19 protein-coding genes are annotated in these 19,795 nt (G+C 54.7%); 12 read left to right on the top strand and 7 right to left on the bottom strand.

Features of this window, described 5'->3' with window-relative positions:
• Positions 1-122: 122 nt before the first annotated feature.
• From J122_RS14275 to J122_RS14240, 8 genes are all read left to right on the top strand, one after another.
• The gene (locus J122_RS14275; RefSeq protein WP_061332940.1) at positions 123-671 is read left to right on the top strand and encodes a cupredoxin domain-containing protein; all 549 of its coding nucleotides are present in this window, start codon (positions 123-125) and stop codon (positions 669-671) included.
• Positions 672-684: 13 nt separating this feature from the next.
• Positions 685-2,463: a copper resistance system multicopper oxidase gene (locus J122_RS14270; protein WP_061332939.1), complete on the top strand. Its 1,779-nt coding sequence runs from the start codon at positions 685-687 to the stop codon at positions 2,461-2,463.
• The gene (locus tag J122_RS14265) at positions 2,460-3,197 is read left to right on the top strand and encodes a copper resistance protein B (RefSeq protein WP_082780605.1); all 738 of its coding nucleotides are present in this window, start codon (positions 2,460-2,462) and stop codon (positions 3,195-3,197) included. The genes J122_RS14270 and J122_RS14265 overlap by 4 nt, the downstream gene beginning before the upstream one ends.
• Positions 3,198-3,354: 157 nt before the next feature.
• Positions 3,355-3,708 (top strand): hypothetical protein, encoded by a 354-nt coding sequence (locus J122_RS14260; RefSeq protein WP_058091910.1) that lies wholly within the window; start codon positions 3,355-3,357, stop codon positions 3,706-3,708.
• Positions 3,709-3,719: 11 nt separating this feature from the next.
• Positions 3,720-5,072: an APC family permease gene (locus tag J122_RS14255; protein ID WP_082780604.1), complete on the top strand. Its 1,353-nt coding sequence runs from the start codon at positions 3,720-3,722 to the stop codon at positions 5,070-5,072.
• 30 nt (positions 5,073-5,102) lie between these two features.
• A complete protein-coding gene (locus J122_RS14250; protein ID WP_058091911.1) occupies positions 5,103-5,330 on the top strand; it encodes a hypothetical protein in 228 nt (75 codons plus the stop codon).
• On the top strand, positions 5,330-7,837 hold the full coding sequence (locus J122_RS14245; RefSeq protein WP_061332938.1) for a heavy metal translocating P-type ATPase: 2,508 nt from the start codon (positions 5,330-5,332) through the stop codon (positions 7,835-7,837). The genes J122_RS14250 and J122_RS14245 overlap by 1 nt, the downstream gene beginning before the upstream one ends.
• Before the next feature lie 33 nt (positions 7,838-7,870).
• Entirely contained in the window at positions 7,871-8,242 is a 372-nt protein-coding gene (locus J122_RS14240) for an EamA family transporter (protein ID WP_082780608.1), read from the top strand.
• 252 nt (positions 8,243-8,494) lie between these two features.
• Here the strand turns inward: J122_RS14240 and J122_RS14235 are convergent, their stop codons facing one another.
• The 5 genes from J122_RS14235 to J122_RS14215 form a co-directional block, all read right to left on the bottom strand.
• Positions 8,495-9,247 (bottom strand): VIT1/CCC1 transporter family protein, encoded by a 753-nt coding sequence (locus J122_RS14235; protein ID WP_011784790.1) that lies wholly within the window; start codon positions 9,245-9,247, stop codon positions 8,495-8,497.
• A gap of 75 nt (positions 9,248-9,322) precedes the next feature.
• Positions 9,323-11,539, bottom strand: a complete 2,217-nt coding sequence (locus J122_RS14230) for a PepSY domain-containing protein (RefSeq protein ID WP_061332937.1) — start codon at positions 11,537-11,539, stop codon at positions 9,323-9,325.
• Positions 11,540-11,561: 22 nt separating this feature from the next.
• Entirely contained in the window at positions 11,562-12,035 is a 474-nt protein-coding gene (locus J122_RS14225) for a DUF2271 domain-containing protein (protein WP_011784788.1), read from the bottom strand.
• 54 nt (positions 12,036-12,089) lie between these two features.
• A complete protein-coding gene (locus tag J122_RS14220; protein ID WP_019677800.1) occupies positions 12,090-12,470 on the bottom strand; it encodes a PepSY domain-containing protein in 381 nt (126 codons plus the stop codon).
• A 76-nt stretch (positions 12,471-12,546) separates the two neighbouring features.
• The gene (locus tag J122_RS14215) at positions 12,547-13,863 is read right to left on the bottom strand and encodes a ferric reductase-like transmembrane domain-containing protein (RefSeq protein WP_061332936.1); all 1,317 of its coding nucleotides are present in this window, start codon (positions 13,861-13,863) and stop codon (positions 12,547-12,549) included.
• A gap of 167 nt (positions 13,864-14,030) precedes the next feature.
• Between J122_RS14215 and J122_RS14210 the strand changes: the two genes are divergently transcribed.
• The 4 genes from J122_RS14210 to J122_RS14195 all read left to right on the top strand — a co-directional run bounded on the left by J122_RS14210 (position 14,031) and on the right by J122_RS14195 (position 17,938).
• Positions 14,031-14,696 (top strand): response regulator transcription factor, encoded by a 666-nt coding sequence (locus J122_RS14210; RefSeq protein WP_011786648.1) that lies wholly within the window; start codon positions 14,031-14,033, stop codon positions 14,694-14,696.
• A complete protein-coding gene (locus tag J122_RS14205) occupies positions 14,686-16,011 on the top strand; it encodes an ATP-binding protein (protein ID WP_019677803.1) in 1,326 nt (441 codons plus the stop codon). The genes J122_RS14210 and J122_RS14205 overlap by 11 nt, the downstream gene beginning before the upstream one ends.
• Positions 16,002-17,141, top strand: coding sequence for a helix-turn-helix domain-containing protein (locus J122_RS14200; protein ID WP_019677804.1), 1,140 nt, complete (start codon positions 16,002-16,004; stop codon positions 17,139-17,141). The genes J122_RS14205 and J122_RS14200 overlap by 10 nt, the downstream gene beginning before the upstream one ends.
• Positions 17,142-17,356: 215 nt before the next feature.
• The gene (locus tag J122_RS14195) at positions 17,357-17,938 is read left to right on the top strand and encodes a DUF6448 family protein (RefSeq protein ID WP_061332935.1); all 582 of its coding nucleotides are present in this window, start codon (positions 17,357-17,359) and stop codon (positions 17,936-17,938) included.
• Positions 17,939-18,046: 108 nt separating this feature from the next.
• Here the strand turns inward: J122_RS14195 and J122_RS14190 are convergent, their stop codons facing one another.
• Positions 18,047-18,322 (bottom strand): MipA/OmpV family protein, encoded by a 276-nt coding sequence (locus tag J122_RS14190; RefSeq protein WP_227510224.1) that lies wholly within the window; start codon positions 18,320-18,322, stop codon positions 18,047-18,049.
• A gap of 740 nt (positions 18,323-19,062) precedes the next feature.
• Positions 19,063-19,542, bottom strand: coding sequence for a hypothetical protein (locus J122_RS14185; RefSeq protein WP_061332933.1), 480 nt, complete (start codon positions 19,540-19,542; stop codon positions 19,063-19,065).
• Positions 19,543-19,795: the final 253 nt, after the last annotated feature.

The raw sequence follows: 19,795 nt of genomic DNA, 5'->3' as shown, positions 1-19,795 counted from the left end.
AATCGGCTTTTTCAGAAAGAATTCAGGTTGGTGGGCCATGGTATCGCCTGTTCGCTCTGCACTTGAATGTTGCTCACTCCGGGCCTGCATTCCTCACCAGTCACAATACAGGAGACATTTCCATGAGAATAACAAAGTTCATCACTGCGGCGGCCGCCTTGTCACTTTCTGCTACCGCCTTTGGCGCCGGCGCCCATGGGCACAGCCACGGGCATGGACACGGCTCTGGCGCTGCCATTGGCGAACCGGCAAACGCTTCGGAAGCCACTCGCACCGTCACGGTGGCTATGTATGACAACTACTACGAGCCGGAAACCATCGACATTCAGAAAGGTGAGGTGGTGCGTTTCGTGGTGGAAAATCACGGCCAGTTGGTGCACGAGTTCAACATCGGAACGGCCGATATGCACGAAGCCCATCAGCAAGAAATGGTCATGATGGTGGAGCACGGGGTTATCCAGGGTGGAACCATCAACCACCAGATGATGGAAATGGATATGGGGGACGGACACACCATGAAGCATGACGATCCGAACAGCGTACTGCTGGAGCCGGGCCAGAGCGGTGAACTGATCTGGCGTTTTTCCGGTGACACCACCCTGGAGTTCGCCTGCAACGTGCCCGGCCATTACCAGGCAGGCATGTACGGTGACGTAAGGTTCCAACAGTAACAGGAGTAGAACCATGACCAGACGTCTGATAGCGGTTACCCTGGCCCTGCTGTTGCCGGCCATCGGCGTGGCAGGGGAATATGACCTGACGGTTGACCGGGTAAAGATCGATACCGGCGATTTCGTCAAGGAAGGCATTGGCTACAACGGCAGCTCGCCCGGCCCGACCCTTCGATTCAAAGAGGGCGAGGACGTGGTGATCAACGTCACCAACAACCTGAAAGAGACTACCTCGATACACTGGCACGGCCTGATCCTGCCGTTTGAGCAGGACGGTGTGCCCGGTATCAGCTTTCCCGGCATCCAGCCGGGTGAAACCTTTACCTACCGATTCCCAGTGGTGCAGGCAGGTACCTACTGGTACCACAGCCACTCCGGTTTCCAGGAACCGAATGGCGCCTACGGGGCCATCATTATCGAGCCTGAAGGTCGGGAGCCGTTCCGATATGACCGCGAGTACGTGGTGCAGCTGACCGACAAGCACCCGCATTCCGGTGACCGCATCATGCGGAATCTGAAGTCGTCGCCTGACTACTACAATCGCCAGCAGCAAACGGTGATGGATTTCTTTACCGAATCCCGTGAGCAAGGCTTCATGGCTACGCTGCATGATCGCAGGATGTGGGGCCAGATGCGGATGATGAAAGCGGATATTGAAGACGTGCAGGGCTTCACCGGACTGATCAATGGCAAAGGGCCGGAGCAGAACTGGACGGGGCTGTTCAAGCCCGGTGAGCGGGTGCGCCTGAGGTTTATCAACTCCTCCGCTATGAGCTACTTCGACATTCGTATTCCTGGCTTGAAGATGACGGTGGTCCAGGCCGATGGCAATAACGTCCAGCCGGTGAATGTGGACGAGTTCCGGATTGGTGTGGCAGAAACCTACGATGTGATTGTGCACATCCGTGATGAGCAGGCCTATACCATCTTCGCCGAGTCCATGGGCCGTTCCGGCTATGCCCGTGGCACGCTGGCACCCCGCGAGGGCATGGTGGCTGAAGTGCCGGAACTGCGCAAAGCGCCGATGCTGACCATGGCGGATATGGCCGGCCACATGGACCATGGCGATATGGACCACGGCTCGATGAATCATGGCGGTATGGACCATGGCAATATGAGCGATGGGGCGATGGATCACAGCAACATGAACCACGGCAGCATGAACCACGGCAGCATGAACCACGGCAGCATGGATCACGGTTCCATGAACCACGACTCCATGAGTCAGGGTGGCATGGATCATTCGGCCCATCGTGCTGGAATGCCGGAAGACCCCTTCTACGCCAGCGGCAGTGGCTTGCTTCCAACGGCCAGTAATGGCGGTAAGTTTCTGTCTTACTCCGATCTCCGGGCTCAAAGCCCGCTCTATGAAGAGCGTGAGCCGACCCGTGAAATCGAAATGCGCCTGACTGGCAACATGGAGCGTTACGAGTGGAGCATCAACGGCGTGAAGTATGAGGATGCTGACCCAGTGGTGCTGCAATACGGAGAGCGGGTCCGGTTCAAGTTTGTGAACGAAACCATGATGACGCACCCGATGCACTTGCACGGCATGTGGTCAATCCTGGATGTCGGGGCCGGTAAGTGGAATCCGATCAAGCACGTGATCAGCGTGGCGCCGGCTACCACGGTGTATATGGAAACCGAGGTGGATGCACCGGGTGAGTGGGCGTTCCATTGCCATCTCTCCTATCACGCAGCGGCCGGTATGTTCCGCAAGATTGTGGTTGAGGGCGGCCCGGATGAAGAAGTCGCCTCTGGCGATGCACAGGCCAAGGGAGGTGACGCATGAGAACGTGTAACCCATGGCTCGCCCGGATTTCTGCTTTGACACTGATGGGTCCTGCCGTCGTGTTGGCAGACGAGGCGATTGATGCGAACAGCGTTAACGCGTTCTGGGGTGTCAGTGCCGAAAAATTCGAGTACCGCTACAGCGACTCCGATGAAAAGCTGGCGGTGATTGAATCCGATGCCTGGTATGGCAGTGACGAACTGAAGTTTCGGTGGCAGTTTACGGGGGAGTGGGAGGAAGCCCACAACGCGTGGGAAACCCTGGAAAACCAGTTTCTGGCCCAGACCCCGATCAGTGAGTTCTGGGATGCCAAGGCAGGTATTCGCATCGATACACCGCAAGGCCCGGACCGGGTTTACGGCGTGATCGGGCTGACCGGTCTGGCGCCTTACTGGTTCGAGATCGACACCAACCTGTATGTCAGTGATGAGGGCGACGCCTCGGTGGATTTTGAGGCTGAGTACGAGCTGCTGATCACTAATTACTGGATTGTCTCTGCCACCTTCGAAACCTTGCTGGCGTTCTCGGAAGACCGGGAGATTGGCGTGGGTAAGGGTATAAACTCCACCGAGATGGGCTTGAGGCTGAGTTACGACCTGATCGACCGCTCTTTCTCACCTTATGTGGGCGTGGTCCATGAGCGCAAATACGGCGACACAGCCGATTTCGCTCGCGCCAGTGGCGGAGGTACCGAAGACTGGTTCGCGGTGGTTGGGGCGAGACTGGCCTTCTGATCACCGTTTTAACGGGCTCCGGGAATTCCTGGAGCCCGTTTTCCATCTACTATTTGATGTATGTCAGTTCCATCGAAATCCTTCGTCTCTTTTCAGTTTTAGTTCAGGTTGGGGTGCCGTAATAAAAGGAATTAACCTGGTGTAGAGGTGCAGCCCGATGACAAAAACACACAAAGCAACCAGTCAAGAACAGTTTCTGATGCACAGGAAACTGACAGTACAAGGCCTTGGCGAGCGGCAGTGGGAAGAGCTCATCCAAGAGCTCAACAATAACCCCGGCGTCGATTTTGCCGAGCGCAAATCCGGCAACCAGTTGCATGTCACCTATGATGGCACACATTACTCTACTGACGAGTTGATTGAGTTGATTGGGGCTCATGGCGGCGGCCTGAAGCCCGGGTGGTGGACTCGCCGGAAACTGGCTGGATATCGTTTTACAGATGAAAACGTCCGGGCCAATGCCAAGCATGTACCTGTCTGCTGTTCGAAAATGCCACCGATGAAAAAGTGACCGGAGGCTAAATGAGCAAGGAACAGGACAGAGTCACTCGCTACAAAAAAGGCAGCCTCACGCTGGCGGGTACGGTCATGCTGGGTACCGGTGTCATGATTGGCGCCGGTATTTTTGCATTGACCGGGCAAATGGCACAAATGACGGGTGCTCTGTTCCCGCTCGCGTTCCTTGCAGCGGCGGTGATTGTCAGCTTCAGCGCCTACTCCTATATTAAAATCTCCAATACCTGGCCGTCTGCGGGCGGTATTGGCATGTACTTGCACAAGGCCTACGGCAATCGGCTGCCAACCGCGTTTAATGCCTTGCTGATGTATTTTTCCATGGTGATTGCCCAGAGCTTTCTCGCGCGCACGTTTGGCTCCTACACCATGCAGCTTTTCGAAGGCGATGAAAGCGGGCGAATGGTTCCCATTTTGGGGGTATCACTGATTCTGGTGGCATTTCTTGTCAATCTTCAGGGCAACCGGATGATTCAGGGCATGGCTTCCTTTATCGGGGTCCTGAAAATCGGCGGCATATTGATTTTTGGGTTGGTTGGTTTGTGGATTGCCGACAGCATTTCGGTCGATTTCTCGAGCCCGGGCGACGCTGGAGCTGCTGGTAATTTTCTGGGAGCTACTGCGCTCGGGATTCTGGCTTTCAAGGGTTTCACCACCATCACCAACAGTGGCTCGGAAGTTAAAGACCCGAAGCGAAACGTGGGGCGCGCCATTGTTATTTCCATTGCGGCCTGCGTGGTGATTTACACGCTGGTCGGATTTGCTGTCGCCAGCAACCTGTCATTGGCTGAAATTATCGAAACGCGAGACTACTCCCTTGCCGCTGCCGCGCGCCCGGCACTGGGGGAATACGCTGTCTGGTTCACCGTTGCCATTGCCATGATGGCTACCGCCGGAGGTATTCTGGCCAGCATTTTCGCGGTATCCCGGATGCTCGCGATGCTGACGGAAATGAAACTGGTTCCTCACCGGCATTTCGGCATGCCGGGTAGCATCCAGAAGCACACACTGGTCTACACTGTAGCTCTGGGGCTGATTCTGACCGCATTCTTTGACCTCTCCCGCATCGCGGCGCTGGGCATTGTGTTCTATCTGATCATGGACATAGCCATCCATTGGGGCGTACTTCGCTATTTGCGCGAAGATGTGCAGGCCAAAGCGTGGGTGCCAGCTATCGCCATTTTGCTGGATTTGCTCGTCCTTGGAGGCTTTGTCTGGGTCAAACTGAATACCGATCCGTTCGTTATCGGCGTGGCAGTTGTCACCATGATTGCAATCGCGGTAGTCGAGCAGATCTTCCTGAAAAAGTCTGAGAATTCCCGGCAATCGGGACATGAGAAGCCTCATGAACATAACCACTAATAACCAGGATACAACGAGGAGGGCAGGACCATGATGGAAGATAATATGTTTGGCCACACCATGTGGGCAGGGCATTGGCTGTGGATGCTGGTGATTGCCATCGTTGTTGTCATTCCGGCCTGGCGCATTTGCCAGCGCACGGGATATCCGGGGTGGATGGGTATCCTGATATTGATACCGATAGTGAACCTGATTCTGTTGTACATCATTGCGTTTGGAGACTGGCCAAGCAACAAAGACGGCGAAGGGAGGTCTTGATGGACAAGGCGAAAAATCAGGCACCGCAGGGACAAAGAGAACTTGAGTTGATTGTGCCGGGAATGGGATCAGACCACTGCGCCGGTATTATCAACAAGACGATCAGTCGCCTGGACGGAGTCAGTAATGTTCAAACCAACATAGCCAGGCACAGGGTGAGTGTACGCTCCTTCACGTCTGGCCCTGACGGAGATGCTGTAAGAAAGGCAGTGGAGGGGGCTGGCTACGATGTGGCTTCCGTCAGAGAGGTTGGCACCAGAACGTTCAAGGTGACTGTTCCGGGGATGGGGTCTGATCACTGCGCAGGCATCATCAAAAGCACACTTGGGCGACACGACGGCGTGCAGACCATTTCAACCAATATCGCCAACCACACCGTAAGCGTGGTGGTCGGCCCGGCGGGTCCTGCAGAGCAGGAGCTGAAGAAGCTGATCGAGGGCGCCGGATACGACGTTGCCGCTGTTGCGCTGGAGGGAGACACCAACCAGGAAGAAGACTCAGCCGTCGAGGAGGCTTACCTCAAGCTTGCCTTGCGAAGGCTCTGGATTGCTGCGGTACCGACCACGCTGATCATGCTGCTGATGATGCCGCATATGTTCTGGCAGCCCATCCCGGGCTATCTGGCGATTGTCGTCGTGCTGGCATTCCCCGTGGTGTTTCTCTTCGGCGGTGCCGCTACCCATAAGGCGTCCTGGCGCTCCCTGAAGAACGGCACCTTCAACATGGATGTGCTGATATCCATGGGCAGCCTGCCGCCGTTCATCATTGGCCTGGTGGGCTTTGTCTATCCGATGACCTCCTTCATCGAGATGGCTGCCACCATCATGACCTTCCACCTGGTTGGCCGATATCTCGAGGCCAAAGCCAAGGGCAAAGCCTCCCAGGCGATTCGGCGGTTGCTCACCCTGGGGGCCAAGACGGCTCGCGTCGAGCGGGACGGCGAGGAAATTGAAATTCCCGTGAAAGAACTGGCTCCTGGCGACATCATGGTTGTTCGGCCCGGCGACAAGGTTCCTACCGACGGCGAGGTCGTGGACGGTGAGAGCCACCTGGATGAATCCATCGCCACGGGCGAGTCGATCCCGGTCTATAAAAGTGCGGGCGACACCGTTATCGGCGCGACCATCAACAAGGAGGGGCGCCTGAGGGTGAAGGCAACCCGCGTTGGTGGTGATACCTTCCTGGCACAGGTGGTAAAGCTGATCGACGAGGCCCAGGGCTCCAGGGTGCCGATCCAGGAATTTGCCGACCGCATGACCGGTCGCTTCGTCCCGCTGGTTCTTATTATTGCGCTGGGCAGCCTGCTGGCCTGGCTGTTCGCCGCTGATACCCTGCGCCCAATCCTTGAATGGGGTGCCGGATTCCTGCCCTGGGTAGATCCGGCGGCGGCGACGCCGGTGCTGGCGATCCTGGCGGCGATTGCGGTGTTGGTGATTGCCTGTCCGTGCGCCCTGGGACTGGCAACGCCAACGGCCCTGATGGTGGGGTCAGGTATTGGTGCCGAGCGCGGCATCCTGATTCGCTCGGGAGAGGCTATCCAGACCTTCAAGGACATCAAGGTCATGGTGTTGGATAAAACCGGAACAATTACCCGGGGAGAGCCAAAACTCACGGAAACCGTCGTCGCCTCGGGGATAACGGAAACCGAACTGCTGGAGCTTGCGGCTGCGGTAGAGAATGCCTCTGAACACCCCATCGCCCGAGCGATCGTCGACGGCGCCCGGGAGCGGGGCGTAAAGCCCGGTGATGTATCTGACTTCCGGTCCACCGGTGCCCGGGGCGTGTCCGGAACCGTGGCGGGTCAGACGGTGCTGATCGGTAACCGTCTGCTATTGGAAGAAAGCGGTGTGCAAGGGCTGGACGCCCTGGACCAGGCGCTTCAGGACCTGGAGGGCAAGGGCAGAACCGCCGTCATTGTCGCCCGCGACGGTCAGGCCTGCGGCATTGTCGCGGTTGCCGACACGCTCAAGGACGAATCCGTCGCGGCGATCAAAGCCATGCACGAGCAAGGGCTGCACGTCGTCATGATTACCGGTGACAACGAGCGGGCCGCCAACGCCGTGGCCAAAGAAGTCGGTATTGATGAGGTGCGTGCCGGCGTGTTGCCCGAGGGCAAGGTGGACGCCATTCGGGAACTTCAGGAAAAATACGGCAACCACGTCGCCATGGTGGGTGACGGCATCAACGACGCCCCGGCGCTGAAACAGGCAAACGTGGGTATTGCTATAGGCGCCGGTGCGGACGTGGCCATAGAAGCTGCGGACGTCACTCTGGTTCGTGGGGAGCTGTCGGGCGTTGTCGACGCCATGGTGTTGTCCCGTGCCACCTTCAAAAAGATCGTTGAAAACCTGATATGGGCCAGCGGCTACAACGTCGCCGCTATTCCTATCGCCGCGTCGGGCCTGTTGCACCCGATGATCGGTGTGGTGGCAATGACCGCCAGCTCGCTGTCCGTCATTGGTAATTCGATGTTGCTGCGTCGGCGTTACGATAAAGTGCGCCGCTAACATGGTGAACCGTGGTTGGCGTCGGGTCAGTTGATGTCGATACGATCAATTGTCGGCATGTTGCTTGTCACGGTGTTATGGGCAATCTGCTTTCCCTTTATCGTGGTGGGTCTTCCAGACGCGCCACCCTTGCTTTTTGCGGCGTTACGGGCATTGCTGGCGGGTATCTGCCTGGTTCTGATCGCCCTTGCAAGGGGCGGTCGCGTCCGATACTCCCCCCGACGGTTTTTTTTGTTGACGGCTATCGGCTTCAGTTACACGGGTATGGGGCTTGGCGGGATGTTTCTCGGAGCCGGAGAATTGGGCCCCGGGCTTGCAACCGTTTTGGCAAACGCACAACCACTTTTTGCAGCTGTGTTGTCCTATTTGGGGTCAGTTCACGAAACGGAAAAAATTGTACGCTAAGCCTTTGGCATCAATGATATCGACACCATTTTTTCCACAATTCATAAAGTTGCGCAGTAATTAGTCGACGACTGGCCCTTGCTAAATAATTTTCATTTCAGCATGAGTTGTGCTTTAAAAATTCAATTCTGCAACTACACTCATTGGGCGAACAGAGCGAGAAATCCGCCGTTAATTCCAATAGCGGGTACGCGAATGAATATCAGCTCTTAGGGGAATATTATGTTAAATTGTCTATTCACCGCTGAAGAACTAACCCCCCAATAACCCCTGCGCAAAATGCCCAGTAGCAAACGCCAGCCCCGCTGCGGCCGTACCCATGATCAAAGTCCGGAGTCCTGATCGCATTGCTGGTAAGCCATAGACGATACTTTTAAGCATTCCGATACCCAAGAAGACGACGCCTGCCAAACCAAGACTCGTCAGGAACTGAATCTGACTCTCCATACCCGGGATGGCATAAGGCAGTAAAGGTAAAGCACCAACCGACAAAAATGCGGCGAAGGTAGTCAACGCGGCTCGGCGTGGGCTGAGTCCGGCACCCGAGAGTCCGTACTCTTCTCGCAACATGGTTGCTACCCACACATCGGGATTACGACTGATAGCCTCCACTACTTGCTCCAGCAATTCGCCGTCGAATCCCTTCGCCTGAAACAGCTGGCGAATTTCCTCACGTTCACCTTCTGGCACAGCACGGATATGTTCACGTTCTGTGCGTTCAGCAAATTTGATCTGATTCAACTGCGCCTGGCCCGCTTCGTAATTACTTACCGCCATGCTGAAGCCGTCTGCAATCAGGTTTGCAAAGCCGAGTACCAACGCAACCTGTGGCGAGAAACCTGCGCCGAACGCACCCGATACAACCGCAAACGTTGTAACGCAGCCATCGATGCCGCCAAGCACAGCATCTGGTAGCGTCGAGGCCTTAACGGGACCAGCAAGCCGTGCACGAACGGCATTAGGCTGGTGCTCGCTGAGCAGTCTTTCATTTTCTGTGGATGGCATCTTTCAGCTTCCTGTTCAGGACGCGATTTGGTGCTTTGGGATTATAGGCTCAGTTCGACCTTGTCACTTTATCTGTCAATATACATCTTCAAGATAACGTCCCTGGCCTCTCAGAGTTTCAATATCGATGTGCAAGGGTTTGAGAATGTCTTCTATAACCTGCCGCACAGCCGCCGCCATATCCCGGCCACCACAGACCAGTATCTGCGCACCGGTGTTAACCATCTGTCGCACGGCTAATTCATCCTGTTTGAGCTTATCCTGCACGTAGGCGCGCTCGTCTGTTCTTGAGAAGGCTGTGTTCAGCCCGCTCAGTCGATGATCCTCAAGATAGCGCCCAAGCTCAGGTTGGTAGAGAAAATCTGACCTGGCATCGCGACCGCCCCAGTACAGATACATAGGGTTGCAACTGGTATTGTTTCTGATGAAACCGGTTAACGGACCAATCCCGGCACCTGCACCGACAAGAATCACTGGTCGGTTACCGGTAGCTGGCCGAAAGCCTGGATTGGGGCGGATGAAGCCATCGATACAATCACCCGGCTTGAGGTCATGCAAATAACCGGAGCAAAGACCGCCGGCCTGCTTACGGACGCATATCTCAACAATTTCGTCATTTGCCGAGGACGCGAGCGAGTAGAACCGCGGGGGTTGACCGTGTGGGGGAATAACCCCCAAAAGGTCTCCCGCCTCGAACGGTGGCAGCGCTTTAAATCTTCTTGGAGAAGCCGTTAGCCATCCGCCCTGCTCCGCCGGTTTGAACCGGAAGATACTGGTGGGCGCCTGAACCGCAATCCCGTAATCCGCCCTTTCTACCAGTTCCAGTTTGACCGTTGCTGGCTGCAATGCACAGTAGTTCAAGAAAAGCGGAGTACCGATAACCTCACCAACCCGGTTTCCCCACTCACTGAATTGCGAGGCAGAACACCGATCAATCAGTTCAATGGCGTGCAAACGGCTGACGCCTTTACCGGCGAGCGCAGCATCCACCGACAAGGCAAACTGACAGAAGTTCGGAAACTGCCGGTCACCAAAACCCAGTACCGTGTATCGCAGGTTCTTCTCAGCCCGGAATTCTTTGAGCCTGGCCATAAACTGCCGGGCCGATGCGGGTGCATCACCATCACCGTATGTCGAAGTCAGCACGAACAGCCTGGAAGCCTGCGGATACTGCTTAGCCAGGGCATTCATCTCGCTGCAATGCACGCGGAAACCGGCCTTATTCAGGCTGCTATGGAGTTCCTGGGCAAATCCCCAGGTGGCATTACCTTCGGAGCCGACCAGAATAATTGTATCCGCCTGAGCGGCATCGGCGTTGTCAGGAAGCTGCCCTGAAGACCGGCGACGCTGCCACCAGATGGTTGCACCTGTTATCGAGAGAGCTGGCACAGTCAGTGCCGCAGCGCCAAGAATCAGGCCAAGCCACCATAGGCCTTCACCGGTGTGCAAACGTACAATCCAGTCCTGCAATACGCCGCTGTCAGAGCGCGGCTGGAACTGCAGCAACTCGCCCGTAGCCTGGTCCACGAATCCGGAGCCGCCGGCGGTTGACAGCGAATAGACGTCCTGCGGATCACCGGGATAGGGAAACACCAGTTCCCGGAGTTCGCCAAGATCGAAATTGCCTAGCGCTTTTAAGGTGCCCACAGGCGATGGTTGCCCGCCCGAGACCTCAGCCGGAAACCCTGGCCCTGTGTCAGGCGCTTCCGGCAGCAAACCAAAGCGCTGTGCCGACATATAGCTACCGGTCAGTGCGGATAACAGTAGGCCGAGCACGGCAAACCGGGCCAGCTCGGCATGGATTCGTTTCCCGCCTGAGCCGGAAAGCGGTCTTAGTATATTCTTCCAACCCCCGGTACGCCGGGCTATCAACAATATTCCCGAAAGACACAGAAGTACCATCAAAGCAGCTAATACGCCGGCCAGCGCTCTACCGGCATCATCCAGCATAAACGCACGGTGCAGGTCCTTGATCCAGCCAAAGAATGCGGAAGGTTCGTAGGGCGTGCCCTCACCTGTTACCGGATTCACCAGATCCGCACCGGCCTGGCCGTCACGGCTGTAATAGACAATGACCTTGCCAGAAGGCTCTCGCACGATCTGCTCAGTCCCGGGATAGTGAGCAACGACCCGGTCTGCCAGCTCGGCAATACTGACTTCACCGGAAGCCGGAATGACCGCTGACACTCTATCCAGCGTCGGAGCCAAAGCCAACACAGCTCCCGTGACCGAGAGAACGATCAGGAACACGCCTGCAAGCAAACCCGGTAAACTGTGGAACTTGCGCAACATAATAGCCGATGCTCCTGGTGAATTATTGAAGCTCGTAGGTCAGAGCGCGCACGTAACCACGTCCTGAAACCGGCTTTCCGGACCCTTCGGTGGTCAGGGGGGCTATCACATCGGCTCTGATATCGCGCATATCTTCAACAGCAGAGTCGACTCGAACCTCATAGCCGTTGTCGATCAGCGAATCATCGAGGTTCAGAGTCACTTTCAGCGTGCGGCCACTGGTAACACTGGCGCCAGTCAAGCCGTCATACTCTGCAGGATCAAGCCCACTGCCCCGGGCCCAGCCTCCCAGGTGTTTGTAGTATTTAGATTTCTTCCCGGAAACCCAAAGGGTACCCTGATACTCTCCGGCGGCATCGGTAAGATACAGCGCCAGATAGGCTCCATCGCCGCCGTAATTCTGTAGTTCCGTAGTGAAGGTCACGTCACGGGCCTGGGCGAATACCGGTAAAGCCAAGGCGGCGAAAAGGCTGCAAGTGAGAACAAACGTTTTCATAAATGGTCTCCAAAAACCTGATGAACGTTAAAGGAACAGGGCAAATTCGCTCAGTTACTCAACGGTAACCGTGGGACGCCCCTTGACGATGCCGTTGCGTGGCGCCTGACTTTTGGGATTGTCCTGTCCATTTTTCCTGTTGCCGCGGTCCCTCTCCTCATCGTCACTGTCTTCACGCTCCCATTTCATCATGGTCAATGAAGCGGGCGCGAAAGAGGCTTCTGCCCTGACCCCATCGGCATCGAGGCCCCGGACTTCATAACAACCGTCGTCAACCTTTATTCGGTGAACTGTCCAGCCTTCGGCTTCCAGCTTTTCACGCAGATTTTCACGGGGCTGCCAACTCGCCACCGGATCATCGCAGTCGTCATCGGCCAGTGCGGTGCCGCTCAGAAGTAACAAAGACAGGCTCAGAATAATGGGTTTGGTCTTCATGGTGTCTCTCCTGCTGGTTGTGTTAAATCCACTCTAAGGCGCTAACCTGACAACGACCTGAACAAACGAGGCCATTTCAGCGGAACTGAAAAGCTTCTTTATGGAAGCGAGTCAGGCGGAAGGGTGCTGCCCGCAAGCCGTTTCTAATGGCTTCCCCCAGCCCTGCCGGGCCGCAGAACCAGACCTCTGCGCCTGCTGCCGAGCGTCCGTTGGTAGACAACGTCTCGGCAGACAACCCCTGCCCCTTGCTGCTGTCATGAATCTCGAGGTGTATCCCGGGAAAGCCATCGCAAAGCGCCCGAAGTCGATCCACCATGGGATCCTGGCCGGCGTTGCGCGTGCAGTAATGCAGATCGGCTTCAGGCACGGTGGCGTCGGTGGCGCTGCTTAGAGCTTCGAGCCAGGCCAGAAACGGCGTGATCCCGATGCCACCGGCTATCCAGATCTGGTGGGATTTGCGGTTGCGGCGATCGAAGTTAAAACAGCCGTAAGGGCCTTCTATATTTACGGTTTGCCCCACGCTGATTTTCTGGCTCAGATTGCGGGTAAAGTCTCCGAGGGATTTGATGAGGAAGGTAACAGTGCCATTTTCCCGATCCGCACTGGCGATGGTGAACGGGTGCGCACCCTCAATCCGGTCGAAGGTCACAAAGGCGAATTGCCCCGCACGGTGACCGGGCCATGCCGGCCCCATGTGGCAGGTAACTTCGGTGACGTCCCGGTCTGGTGTTTTGATCGCGGTGACCATGCCGCGAACCTGGCGACGACGACCAACTCTGCCGGTCAGAGATAGCCCGCTGGCGATGCTCCCGCCAAAGAGCAAAATGGCCATCAGTAGTCCGATTGGCTGCTGCCACCATTGCAGCGGAGTCAGCCACGCCGCGTGGAAAGCGAGCAACAGATAAAGCACCGGCATGCCGCGATGCAAATAACGCCAGTATTTGTAGGGAAACTTGCGCCACAAAGTGATCAACAGCATGGCGAACAGCAGATAGACGGCGAACTCCCCTACCTCTTCCGCAGCATCGCGCATGGTGTCGATGAACCCGGAATAATCCTGATCGTGCAGCCTGCCGGCTTTTCCGAAAATCGACTCTATAACATCGTCACCCATTTCAATCAGCCAATGAGCTGCCGCGAATACCACTGCCAGAATGCCCGCCCATTTGTGGGTGCGATAGATCTGATCCAACCCGCCCAGCGGTCTCTCCAACCAGGCTGGGCGCAGTGCCAGCATCATGGTCAGTGACATCAGAGCAATGGATAACAGCCCACTGAGCAGCAGGCTCTGGTCATAGACTGCCCAGGGAGAACCGGCCCCAGGACCTGCAAAGAGGTTCCAGGCCCATAGGCCCAAAACCAACACAACGAAAGGAAAAATCATCCGCATCATCACATCTCCTGCGATCGGTACCTGGAATATTCCCCCGAAGGCTAGCGCCCAAACCTGACAGCCAGCTGAAGGTCGGTGAAGAGAGATCGAAGCGTTATTGACCATTCAGGCTGTTGTCAGGTTCGAGCTGTAGTATCTTGATTTCAGGGCTGGGTCAGAGGTGAACAATGCGGGTTCTTTTGGTGGAGGATACGGCGGGATTGGGCGAGGCGGTCCGGGATCAGATTGCGGACGACGGCCACGCCGTGGACTGGGTGCAAACTCTGCGCTTTGCTGAGGCGAGTATCAGGACCACAGCCTACGACCTGATTCTGCTGGACCTGATGCTGCCCGACGGCCATGGCTTCGGCTTTTTGCGAACGATCCGGGCTACCGGAATAACAACACCGGTGATCATTCTGACCGCCAGGGATCAGGTGTCTGACCGGATTGAAGGATTGAATGCCGGTGCTGACGACTACCTGGTCAAACCCTTTGATCTTTCGGAGTTGTCGGCCCGCGTGGCCGCGGTGGCTCGCCGATATCGCGGCAATCCAAGCCCGATCATACAAGTGGGCGAGCTGATGATTGATCTTGGCGATCACCGCATCAGTCGCAACGGCCTGCCGGTAGAACTTACGGCACGGGAGTGGGCATTGTTTGAGGGCTTTATCCAGCGACCCGGAATGCTGTTATCGCGATCGCAACTGGAGGATCGTCTATACGCTTTCGGGGCCGAAATCGAAAGTAACACCATCGAAGTTTATGTCAGCCGTCTGCGTAAAAAGCTGGGGCGGGACGCTATCGTAACCGTCAGGGGAATGGGCTATCGCCTGGAAACACATGACCACTAGAACCAGCCTGCAAAAAACACTCGGTATCGGCCTGACACTCGGTGTCACCCTACTCTGGCTGTTGGGCGTGACCGCTTCGGGACTGGTGGCACAGCATGAAATGAACGAGGTCTTCGACAGTGCCCTGGAAGAAACCGCCCAGCGCATACTGCCACTGGCGGTCACCGACATCCTGAACCGTGAGAACGGCGCGGGCAATCAAAAGGCCCCAGCCCTGAAAGACCATGACGAATACCTGACCTATCTGGTACGGGACGAAGCTGGAAATATTCTGCTCCAGTCCCACGATGCCGACCCTGGCGTGTTTAGCAGGACCCCCGCGGAAGGGTTTTCAGATACTCTGACCCACCGGCTATATGGCGTATCTGCAGTCAGCTATACCATCTATCTTGAAGTGGCCGAACCCTTGGCGCACCGGCGTGAATCCGCTCTGGAGGCGGGATTAGCCTTACTGTTGCCTTTACTGGTGCTGATTCCGGTCAGCCTGTTGGGTGTCTGGTGGATTGTCCGGCTTTCCCTTCGTAAGGTGGTCGATTTTCAGCAAGACATTGAATCCCGCGGCGCGGGAGATCTGTCCCCTGTTGTAGAAGAGCAGTTACCCCGTGAATTTGAACCAATCGCCGGTGCCATCAACCGGCTGCTTGAGCGTTTGCATCGTGCTCTCGAATCAGAACGCAGCTTTACCGCCAACAGTGCCCATGAACTGCGAACTCCCCTGGCAACAGCGCTTGCCAAAGTGCAGCGACTGAAAACCAGAATGCCCGATGATTATCTCAAGAATGATGTTGCAGAAATTGAAGAAGCGTTACGCAGTCTCTCGGTGCTGTCCGGAAAACTGCTCGAGTTGGCAAAAGCAGAAGGTGGCGGTGCACTCTCACAAAGCCAGCAGGATCTTGTGCCCATCCTCGCGATGATTGCCCGGGATTTTGAGGCCCAGGCACCCGGGCGAGTTGTTTTATCCCTGCCGGAGCGCGAAGTGAACTCCTTTCTTGATCCCGATGCCTTCGCCATCCTGGTGCGTAACCTGATCGAGAATGCCCTTAAGCATGGTTCCCGTAGCGAGCCGGTGAAGATCAACCTGAACGATAATGGGGTTTTAAGGGTCTGCAATGGCGGTGCAAGAGTGCCACCGGAACAGCTCGCTCTTTTAAGAAACCGGTTTGCACGCGCCAAAACGGACGCTGCAGGTTCTGGCCTGGGCCTCGCGATTGCCGATGCGATTGCTAAAGGTGCCGGCATGACCCTGCATCTCAGATCGCCGGCAACAGGACGGCAGGATGGTTTTGAAGCGGAGCTGAATCTGGCATGTATCTGACACTCACCGACATTGTGCTGCTGACGAGCATCATTCAATCGCTGGCTCTTGCCGTTTTTCTCCTACTTCCATCCAACAGTGGGCTCATATCTAACCGACTCCTGGTTGCCACTCTGGTGTTCTTCGCCGCCGGGCTGGGAGAGATCTTCCTCTATGGCAGCGGGCTTGCGCTCCAGTACCCAAACTTCGCCTACCTCGGAACACTCATCGGACTTCTACAAGCCGGCACGCTCTATCTATATGCGCAATCGCTGATGTATCAGAATTTCCAGTTACGCGGGAAGCATCTCGTGCACACGTTGCTCTTCTGGGTGGTCGGCGCAATTTTTCTGATTGAATATTATTTACAGCCAAGCGAGACCAAAGTTCAGATTCTGCTTGAACGGGACCACCCGGGCGTACTTACCTCTCCCCTTCTTGCAGTCGCTATTCACGCGGTCTTTCTGGGCTACCTGTACGCGACTATTCGTGCGATTAACCGTTTCGGCCTTGGTATTCGACAGATTTTCTCGAGTATTGAAAACAAACAACTTGCGTGGTTACGGACGCTTCTGATCGGCTATGCAGTGGCTTGGACCGTGAGCATGATGTACTGCCTTACAGCGCATGTGTTTAGAAGCGTGCCTGGAACCGAGTGGGTGGCCGGCGCTGGCGCTGTAACGGGCTTCATTTTCATCAATTTTCTGATGATAAACTCTCTTCGCCAACCCGTTGTTTTCTCTGGATTGGCAGCAGACCAGGCCGCCTTGCTGGAAGAAGAGCCCACGCCGCAGTTTGATCAAACTTTAAAGGTCAGGCTCCAACAGTTAATGCACCAGGAAAAGCCCCACTTGCACCCCAACCTGACCCTGGAACAACTTTCACGGAAATTGGGCGCCCCTTCAAGAGAGGTTTCACGGGCCATTAACCAAGGCTTTGGCTGCAATTTCTTTGAGTTCGTCAGTCGCTATCGCATCGACGAGGCGAAATCGCGCCTGGCCGATGCAGCCAATCAGGCAAATATTCTGCAAACTATGTATGACTCTGGCTTCAACTCGAAGTCCGTATTCAACACTGCTTTCAAGAAAGAGACAGGATTTACCCCCAGTGAATATCGCCGACGAGCCCTGCAGGGCGATATCCGACCCTAGCCACGATCCTGAACCTGGCTACCCGGCGTTCGAGTACGCTCTCACCCGATACTGAAACCTCTATCCTTTTGAATTATATATTTTATTTCCAAACCATGGAATCGGTTCGGTTTCGTACCTGAGAACGCTTCTTTGACCTCCCTTCCGTACTCTGATTGCCAAGCGCCACCAAACCCGGTGCTCGTGAAGCTCAACGCACTATGAGGAGGTCATGTATGAAAACCAAATTACGCAAAACCACTGTTCCCGCAGTGGCCGCAGCAATCTTCAGCCTGATGTTTGCCGGTAGCGCCCAAGCTCATTGTGATGCTCTGGACGGTCCCGTGATTACCGAAGCCCGTGCGGCACTGGAGTCAGGCAATGTTAAGCCCTTGCTCAAATGGGTGCCGGCAAAGGATGAGGCCGAAATCAAAAGGGTATTCGCCGATGTGCGCCAAGTCCGCGGGCAAAGCGAAACTGCGAAAAACATTGCCGATCAGCATCTGTTCTCGACGCTCGTTGAGGTTCATCGTGCCTCCGAAGGCGCACCCTTTACCGGCATCAAGCCTTCCGGACAGATTGATCCGGGTTTAATGGCGGCGGATGCGGCGTTGGAAAACGGGCAAATTGATCGCCTCGTGGCAAATATAACCCGCAAGATCGAGAACGGTATTCGTGAGCGTTATCATGAGGCTCAGCGTGCAAGGGCCATGGCTGATCAAAGCGGCGATAAGGGGCGTGCCTTTGTCGCTGACTACGTCAATTACATTCACTATATAGAGGGCGTGCATGGCGCTGCTGGAGGGCAGGGGCACTAATTCCTATCTTCACGCAGACGCAAAGCAGGCTGACGGCCTGCTTTGCCGTTGTATTCATTTCCAGTTTCGCCTTCGGCTGAATTGGTACCATCATTCTATTAAGGCGCATCAAAAAACATAAATGAAGCCAACACCAATCTCCGCTTCATAATCATTCCGGGATATCGGGCTATCTGAGACGTCACTCCCATAAACTTCGTAAAGAGCTTCGCCGAAGATCTGCCAGTTCTTGTTCAGGTAGTTCCGGTAATTAACATTGACGCCCGTCGAGCGATACCCGCTATCAACGTCGGTTTCTGGAAGACCTGAATCTATCGATTGCCGGGTGTTCACACCAAAGTCCCGGTTGGCTAACTTGCCATCGTGGAACGTTGCAGGGGTCAGTTCACGAAACGGAAAAAATTGTACGCTAAGCCTTTGGCATCAATGATATCGACACCATTTTTTCCACAATTCATAAAGTTGCGCAGTAATTAGTCGACGACTGGCCCTTGCTAAATAATTTTCATTTCAGCATGAGTTGTGCTTTAAAAATTCAATTCTGCAACTACACTCATTGGGCGAACAGAGCGAGAAATCCGCCGTTAATTCCAATAGCGGGTACGCGAATGAATATCAGCTCTTAGGGGAATATTATGAGACAGATAAGACCATTACGTTAGATCTTTGCAGCTTTATTGTTTGCCACATCACTACCGACTCTCGCGGCGGCCACGACTATAGAGCTGGTGAATGACAGCAATTCAGATGAAACTTTAATCAGATCGAATACGTCTGGAATTGTGACACCTCCAGCGCCAGATCCGTTATTTGCGAACGATACCAGCGTTGTTGTATCAGAAACCCCCGGCACCGTTGATGCAGGTGCTTTCACTTATCAAAGCTGCAGATTTAACTGGTCGGTAATTAAAGTCGGATCTCTATACCAGTTCTCAGATGGAGCTGAGCCTGCATCGGATTGTGAATCACAAGTAATTCTACAAAACTTTATTACTGGTGAGTATTCTGTACGATTTACCGTAGAATAAATTTTTTTAAACTGATCTTACTAAAATTAATTCACTGTGTAACGTAGATATACATTGCACAGTGAATTATTTATAAGATATTGTCTTTTCGGCTATTTATTTAGTGAATTTGGGTACGTATAGCTCTCTGGTGGCGTTTATAGAATCATCCAACCTATTCTCGTAACCACTAAACCAAGACTGTTTTCGTATATCCTCCGCGTTCAGAATTTGACCCTCTGTAATACTTTTTGATCCAAACTTCTCTGCTGCATCCATAGCTTCATATAACAACATTATAAGAGGACTATCTGACATAAAATCCTCTGGTATCTCTCCGTTTTTGATTGACGCACTTTCATATGCTTTTTGAACGCCCGCGCGCTGGTGCGCATATTCAAAAGAGGTCCCTTTTTCCTCATTGCCTACAGCATCTAAAAATTCTATCCCAGCTTTGAACTTAGACGCCATATTCCCAACAAAAGGGTCGGAAAACTGATCCTTTTCGCTCGTCGGACCGCTGTAAAGTCCCATGGCAAGCCCCTGTTGTTGATTCATTTTATTACGAGCTATGGCCTGCTCATCTTTTGTGAACATTTCGCCTTGATTACTTGCAACAGCATAGAGTGCTCGCCTATCAAGCTCACCCAGTAACGAATTTCTGCTTTCTGCAGGTGCGTTATTTGGCGGATATGACTTTCCAATCGACTCCAGGCGCTCATAATTACTAATGGGTTCGAAAGTAAGCGAACATCATTTATAATGTAGGCTCCGTTCGCCAAGCTTATCGGATATTTACACACATGCGCCACGATGACGGTCGTAAACTTGATCACAAAACATTAGAAGC

It is taken from the genome of Marinobacter excellens LAMA 842, assembly GCF_001574445.1.
GTDB lineage: Bacteria > Pseudomonadota > Gammaproteobacteria > Pseudomonadales > Oleiphilaceae > Marinobacter > Marinobacter shengliensis.
The sequence above is the reverse complement of the archived record's forward strand: the minus strand, read 5'-3'. Positions and strand labels throughout refer to the sequence as shown.